General features: G+C 39.1%; 9 protein-coding genes. 1 reads left to right on the top strand and 8 read right to left on the bottom strand.

What is annotated here, in order from left to right:
* A partial coding sequence (locus MWU84_RS23380) for a tRNA-dihydrouridine synthase (protein WP_246906408.1) occupies positions 1-294 on the top strand: 294 nt, incomplete at its 5' end.
* Between the two features lie 260 nt (positions 295-554).
* Here the strand turns inward: MWU84_RS23380 and MWU84_RS23375 are convergent.
* From MWU84_RS23375 to MWU84_RS23340, 8 genes are all read right to left on the bottom strand, one after another.
* Positions 555-1,805, bottom strand: a complete 1,251-nt coding sequence (locus MWU84_RS23375; protein WP_246906406.1) for a spondin domain-containing protein — start codon at positions 1,803-1,805, stop codon at positions 555-557.
* A gap of 297 nt (positions 1,806-2,102) precedes the next feature.
* A complete protein-coding gene (locus MWU84_RS23370; protein ID WP_246906402.1) occupies positions 2,103-3,128 on the bottom strand; it encodes a hypothetical protein in 1,026 nt (341 codons plus the stop codon).
* A gap of 116 nt (positions 3,129-3,244) precedes the next feature.
* Positions 3,245-4,162 (bottom strand): pyridoxamine 5'-phosphate oxidase family protein, encoded by a 918-nt coding sequence (locus MWU84_RS23365; RefSeq protein ID WP_246906400.1) that lies wholly within the window; start codon positions 4,160-4,162, stop codon positions 3,245-3,247.
* An 88-nt stretch (positions 4,163-4,250) separates the two neighbouring features.
* The gene (locus MWU84_RS23360; protein ID WP_246906399.1) at positions 4,251-4,616 is read right to left on the bottom strand and encodes a DsrE family protein; all 366 of its coding nucleotides are present in this window, start codon (positions 4,614-4,616) and stop codon (positions 4,251-4,253) included.
* 23 nt (positions 4,617-4,639) lie between these two features.
* Positions 4,640-5,017: a DUF302 domain-containing protein gene (locus MWU84_RS23355; RefSeq protein ID WP_246906398.1), complete on the bottom strand. Its 378-nt coding sequence runs from the start codon at positions 5,015-5,017 to the stop codon at positions 4,640-4,642.
* Positions 5,018-5,082: 65 nt separating this feature from the next.
* The gene (locus MWU84_RS23350) at positions 5,083-5,964 is read right to left on the bottom strand and encodes a helix-turn-helix domain-containing protein (protein ID WP_246906397.1); all 882 of its coding nucleotides are present in this window, start codon (positions 5,962-5,964) and stop codon (positions 5,083-5,085) included.
* A gap of 9 nt (positions 5,965-5,973) precedes the next feature.
* The gene (locus MWU84_RS23345; protein ID WP_246906396.1) at positions 5,974-6,393 is read right to left on the bottom strand and encodes a nuclear transport factor 2 family protein; all 420 of its coding nucleotides are present in this window, start codon (positions 6,391-6,393) and stop codon (positions 5,974-5,976) included.
* A 65-nt stretch (positions 6,394-6,458) separates the two neighbouring features.
* The gene (locus MWU84_RS23340) at positions 6,459-6,926 is read right to left on the bottom strand and encodes a YHS domain-containing (seleno)protein (protein ID WP_246906395.1); all 468 of its coding nucleotides are present in this window, start codon (positions 6,924-6,926) and stop codon (positions 6,459-6,461) included.
* Between the last annotated feature and the right edge of the window lie 195 nt (positions 6,927-7,121).

The following is a 7,121-nucleotide window of genomic DNA, read 5'->3' as shown; positions in this document are numbered from 1 at the left end:
TATATCCACATTGCAGACCAACGTGCAGCCATGTCCGCCCCCGAATTTGCAACAGAAATCTGGAAAATTATCGGAGATAACTTTAACGGTACTATGTTAGGAGGTGGTGACGTTTGGAGTGCGGAAAAGGCCGAAGAATTATTGAAGGATGGATATGATCTAGTATATGTAGGCAGGGCATTTATCGCCAACCCTGATTTAATCGAAAAATTAAAAACAGGTAAAGAGCTATCTGCTCCAGATGTTGATAAACTATACACTCCAGGACCAGAAGGTTATACCGATTGGGAATAATAATATCTTCGGATAAATAGGGACTACATTTATGGCAGAATCCTTTACAACGGCATAGAAAACTAACTGTGAGGATCCTGCCATATTTAGTTACTACTGAAAAGGAAGTGCCAACCTAGAAATACATAATCCTTTCATTAAGGAACAAAATCCATGTGATATTTTTAACTAAAAAAACGGCCATAAAATGGCCGTTTTTACATGCATATAGTCTAAAGGTTATTGGACTATATGTCAATTATATATTCTAGATGTAGTCCTTAGTTGGGATTAATAGTAACCTTGATCATATCGGACACATTGGGTACCTGACTTCCTGGATTTGTTTCCAATTCAACCACTCCATTTTCATCCGCACCGGTATTGGGTTCACCCTGCCGTACTGGTTGATTTCTCCCGGCACCGGCATATTCGTCCGTTTCCGTTCCCGCATCAAACAATCCTATTAAATTTGTTATATCCCCGGAAACAGGAGTCCCGTTATTGTATAACTGGATGCCATCTGTCCCAACAAACCAGTCATTGGATTGAACCAACATCGTGGCAAAAGAAAGTACATCCCCTTCCGCTGCCTCAAATTCAAAGGAATAGGAATCGCCCGGAAAAATAGGACCTGGAGATCCTCCACCAACAGGGGTATTAAAAACCAATGAAAAGCCCGCTGGACTACCGTCCTCCGCTAAAGCCTCCAAGGCCTCTGACGCAACCTCACTTGCAGTAAACACCGCATCGTTGATTCCAAATGATCCTGGGGCAAATGGTGATACATAGCCGCTATTCGACGCCAAGGTTTCTTCCAAAATCTCATTATTGCCATCTTCGGCAACTCTTTCCAGACCTTCTGTTGCAGCAGTCCCTGCCACAAATAAGGGTGTTTGTCCATCATTATGAACTACCCAAGCTCCGGGAGCCAAGGGGGTAGGAAGTGAGGAGGCTGCCGATACATTTTCAATGGTTGCTGTAAACTTTGTCCCACCGTCATGCTCCAGTAAAACCTTTATTACAGCTTCGTCTTCAGGATAGGCAAACCCGTCGCCTACGTTGCCAATAAGCGCAACTGTACCATTTTCATCCACACCAGTGTTTGCGCCACTCTGTCTAGGAGCTTGATTTTCACCTACTCCAGGTTCTTCATTTACCTCAGTGCCAGCATCCCAAAGATCGATCAATGAAGTTATATCGCCTGTTACAGCATTTCCTTCATCATCGTATAACGCCAAACCATGATCAGCGGAAGCATAAAACAAATCATTGGACTGAACGAACATAGTGGCAAAACTCAGGTAATGCCCTTTACCGGCATCAAAGGAAAAAGATTCGGATGCACCCGGCTGAATAAAGCCAGTAGTCCCATTGTTAAAATAATCTTTTGCCTCAAATACATTCTCAATAGTAACCGTAAAACTAGTGTTAGGTGCAACAATAATTCCATTGTCATCATCATTATCACAACTTAAGTTGGTCATCAATAGACTGAGGATAAGTCCTCGAAATAAAAATTTAGTACTCATAATTATATATATTAAAATTAGTTAATAATTCATCCTTGTTTTCCTCCTTTATCGAAAAAGGAGCTGACCACCTTATTTTACTATAATTTCGACCGGTGGCCTGGTCTTGATTATTATATTCTGTACTACCGTACGGCCAGTCCAATTGAAAGCCAACACGCGATTGTTCATGAAGGCCATCAAATACTGAGCGCGGACCAAACATTTAATATCCTTACTATTTGCTATGTTTATATTGCATGGAATGAAATACCCCTACCTAAGGAAAGCTTATCCACATTTTATACTTGTATGTTTTTATTCAATTGATACTATTAATCGTTCGGCAATTTGTTTGGCGGTAGTAATTTTGGAGAGATCCCTGTACAATTTGCCATCAGCGCCCGAATGATGCCCATGGCCTATTAAATCCATCACGTAGTATTTGGTGGATTCGAAATCTGAAACAACAACCTCTGCAGCATAAATTAATGACGGTTGTCCTACTTTACCGGAGCCCATATAGATTTCGTCATTTGGAAATTTGTCCTTCGAAAAATACTCGTTCCAGTCATATGATTGATTCAACTCTACCAGAACCCTGTAGTTTCCCGGCTCCAGTTGGACCTTGGTGTTGATAATAAAATTTCCAGTGGGTGTGGCTCCGGAATAGGCATCAATATCCTGTGAATTTCCCATGGGCATATAAAGTCCATCGGCAGCCTTTATACCCCTTTTATGTGACCAATATGGCAGAGATTCCGGCCGTCTGATCACCGCAGATTCCCATTTGCCATCATTCTTAAGCCCGTAGTCAAAAGTACTAGAAGCTATTACCCTAGAAATATATAGTGTTTGTAGGTATTCCTCTTCCAAATTTTCCAGCCATACTCCAAATAAAGGATATTGGAACGCATCACCTTTTTGAAGTTCAATACTAATATTCCTATCACCAACAGTTCTGTCCAGGGTTATAATTTGATAATCATAGGATTTCTCTTTCTTTCCCAATTGCGCATTTCTTATTTCATTACCAAAAGCATATACATCCTTAAGAACACTTATATTCAAATAGAGCCCCAAAGTCAAAAGAAAGGCAATCACAAAAAAAAGAGGAAATTGCAATTTTTTTAGTTTTGAAAGTCTCTTGCCGGCAATGTAATTTTTCAAGGGCTTTTTGTTGTTTAGAATATGGAAAACCATTGCCAACATAAAAAGCATAGCAAAAAAAGTATGTATTGATGCCACCCCTTTATCAAAGGGCATTAAATACATTAGCATACCTGAACCCAGCATTATTAATAGCAGGATAAGTAAAATATTTCCCAATAATCTCCTGTCCATGAAAAATCAAATTTTATTAAATCAATTACTCCCCAGCCCTATTCAATAGTCTAGGTTTTTTATTATACTGTTCAACAGCTTCCAAATGGTTAATGAAAAATTTAGCTAAGCGCTAACTATGGATTAAAAGGTGAATTCCCTATAAATTCCCAATTTGCCTCATGTTGACTTTCGGTAATGATCCATTCTGAAACCCTAAATGTCCAAAAGCGACCTGTACCACCCGTTTTTTCCATATCAACCAATGAGTTTTGGTTAAACAATACCTCGGCCTTCCCTGTAAGCTGTAACGTCCTTTTATTTTCAAAATCGATAAACAGCATCCCGGATTTGTTATTTTGAGCGACATTGCCAATAGTATTGAACAAACTATTGCCTTGATAGTCAGGTACTTTTAAGGTGGAGTCGTCCAGGACTTCCACAAAACCCTTTTTACCCCCTCTGTGGGAAGCGTCAAGTCTACCTTCATTACTAATACTTCCCACAAAAAGGGTATCAGAGGAAGAAATCCAGTTTTGTATATCCATACCCAATGAATCCCCAAATTTCTTTTTTACTTCAACCTTTCTATGTGCATCCGGTTGTTGGATACTTCTTTGCTGAATATACTTGGGACAATTGGGATATGCCTCCAAAATAGTAATGTTGATCTTGTCCCCTTCCAAGGCTATTGTTCCATTAATTCGAAATCTTCTTCTAGTGGCGAGCTCAATAAATAAGGTTCCGATCTGATGGCCATTTACAATGTTCTTATAAAAAATATCCTGCTGATCACTGTGTACTTTATCCAAGTTGATCGACAAAGAATTGGGATCGGGAACCTCTGCAAAACCAGGTTCACCAACCAAAATGGATGTCCAGACCTGATTGCTTTTGTCAACAGAACTCACTATAACCATGGATTGCTTTTCAATAAACTTAATGGCTCCTTTTATGATGGTATCCTTTATCATTCTAGCGTTGGAATCTGCTATTGCTACCTCACCAGTCATTTTCTGTATTTCTATTTCTCCAGAGTGAAATGTCGTGTACATGCTATTTACTTTATTGTGATTATAGTTTTGTAAGTTCAATGTTTAAACGATTGGAAAAGCTCCCACTTTAAGAGCGGGAACTTTTACCTTAAAAATTAATAATCGTGTATCCGTCGTTTTGTAGTGCGGCATAACTACTTGAACCGGAAGTACCGGGCAAAGGATTATTCTTTATCAGATCAAGCCCTGAAGCATCAGCCCCAAAGACATCCGCGCAAGCACAAGAAATCCCTTCTATTTTGTCTTCTATTGCCTTATACAATGCGTTGGCAGGATGATCTTCTTTTTGCAAGATTTCTGGCCATCTAGTTCCTGCCCCTTGAAAAATGATTTTCACTTCCTCATTGGCCACTTTAAACTCATAAACTGTCCCAAGGGCATTAAATACTCGTCCTAATGCTTCATCAGAACCTTCTTTTGGGTCCGATAGAACCACAATTGCTGTTTTACTCATTTCTTTTGATTTTAGAGTTATTATTAAAAATTTAGTATTTCATCAATACGCTTTCGGAGTTCATTTAACATTTCTCCTTCTAGTTTATAATCCCTTAAATTCCCAACGGGATCCTGAAAACTTAGCTCGGTGGTTTCGTTTCCTAAATCTCGAATTACAATTTTCAAGGGGATATCATTGATCGCCAATGGATCCTTTTCCATGATTTGGCCTATATATTTGGGTTCAAAGAATAGTAATTGGATCAGTTCCGGGATAATTATCCCTTGTTTGGAGACTATCTTTTGGGTATTTATTTCATGTAGCAATAAAAACCCATTTTGTAAGATCCTTTCTTTTATAATGGTATAGGTTTCCGTAAAACAATAATCCAATGTTTTGTGTATAACTGTAGCTTTCATAGTATAGATAGTTAAACCATCTGCATATTGCATGCTTGGTCATATTCATTAAATTAAGCGGCGTTTTAAGAAACGGCTCTGGCAAATCCAACGGTTTCTCGGTATACGGATGGTGAAATATCCGCATTGTTCTTGAAGAAGCGACTAAAATAGTGCTCGTCCTCATATCCAAGGTTGAATGCTATTTCCTTGACCGATTTGTCCGTTAGGTAGAGTTCCCTTTTGGCCTCAATAATTATCCTTTCCGCTATGAGGTTGGTCATGGTCTTGTTAAAATGGCTTTTTGTGATCTTTGCCAAAGCTTTTGGGGTAATATTCAACAGTTCTGCATATTCACTTGCGGAATGCTTGGACTTGAAATTGGTTTCTATCAAGTTTTTTAATTTCTGAAGAATAAATGGCTCCTTGTTATCAGGCATTGCTTCCAACTCCTCAGGTTGTTGTTGGGCTTTGGTTCTTGATGCATTAATAAGGAATATCTTCAGATAGGAAACAAGTAAGTCGTATTGGGCAATATCCGCTTTCTGTATACCATTTCGCATTAGGGAAATCAACATCTCAAACTCCTCTTTGGCATTATCCTCTACATTCAACATTGGGGGGTTATAGATATTATTGAAAAGAACACCATTGCAGGCCACCTGTTCGTGATGTTTATGGATACAGAAAAAATCTGGATGAAAATTTAACACCACACCCTCCAATTTTTCCTTTTCATTGAACATAAAGGGTTGATAAGGGGTTAAGGCGAACATTACGTTTTGAGAAAATTCATAGTCGGCAAAATCTATTTTGGCCGTACCACTGCCTTTTTTCACCCAGATCAAGGAATAGTGATTTAGTCTTTTAACCTTGCAGAATTGACCATTGTCCTCAAAATTCCAAATTCTAAAGGCCATATCCCCTGTATGTTCATTGATGAGGGTGTAGGTGTTAAAAATATCCATAATTAAGTTTTATATTAATTTCCTTTCTTCTTCTAAAATGGGAAGGTCATTGATACTGGCGTACCGTTTTTGCATGAGACCGTTTTCATCAAACTCCCAATTTTCGTTACCGTACGCCCGGAACCATTGCCCTTCCAGGTTTTGATACTCATACTCGAAACGTACCGCTATTCTGTTGTCGGAAAATGCCCATAAATACTTACGTAGTTTATAACGTAATTCCTTTTTCCATTTATCACTCAAAAAGGCAACGACCTCATTGCGTCCGTTCACAAATTGGGACCTATTTCTCCATTCAGTATCCTCCGTATAGGCCTTGGACACGGTGATGGGATCCTTGCTGTTCCAGGCGTCTTCTGCCAATTGCACCTTTACTTTGGCAGTTTCCAATGTAAAGGGGGGCAACGGATATTTTTTCTCTATTTCCATGCTATCTGATTCCTGAATTATATGGGCAAGTACCGATCTGGCTGCACCTACCCATATAGTCTGGATTATTTACTGTGCTTAACCTTTGGCCAATTGGCATCTGCAGCTTTTTTCAGCTCAGTTGTCCTTTTATTCCAATCCAAGATGGTATTGAACTGTTCCCCATTGAAGGGCGCATTGAAAAACAAGTATAGTTTTCCATCAACAATATCATAGGATTCCGGATCTATTGGGAATTTTGCGGACTTTGCCCCAACACCCCAGGCACAGAATCCATCAAATTGAGGCAGGTATTTCTCAGGGGATTTGTTGAAGGCCGACCTGTTCGCCTTGGTGAAAAAGTAATAAGTAGCACCATTGTACTTTACAGAAAAACTTTCGAAGCCTCTTTTTGCTTCTCCTGAAAAATAAGAAACAACATCATACCCTCCAATAGCCACACCATTGTTGTCGATAGGAGGTATTTGGGCCTGTGCGGTATATCCAAAAAGAAGGACCGCGCTAAATATAAATATGGATTTTAATGTTTTCATCGTTTTGTAATTTATATGTTAATTAAATTATTGAATAATCGCCGCTGTAACCACTGGAAAATCAATTTCCGTTTCAGCAGTATTGTTGAAATAATTGGTAAGTATATTTAGTGCAACATGGGCAACAATTTCTCCGATGGCACCATCAGTATACCCGGCCAACTTAATAGCTTCAACATCCGAATTACTTACCCT

Source organism: Arenibacter sp. F20364 (genome assembly GCF_023015905.1).
In the GTDB taxonomy this organism is placed as follows: domain Bacteria; phylum Bacteroidota; class Bacteroidia; order Flavobacteriales; family Flavobacteriaceae; genus Arenibacter.
This window is presented reverse-complemented; position numbering and strand designations above follow the sequence as displayed.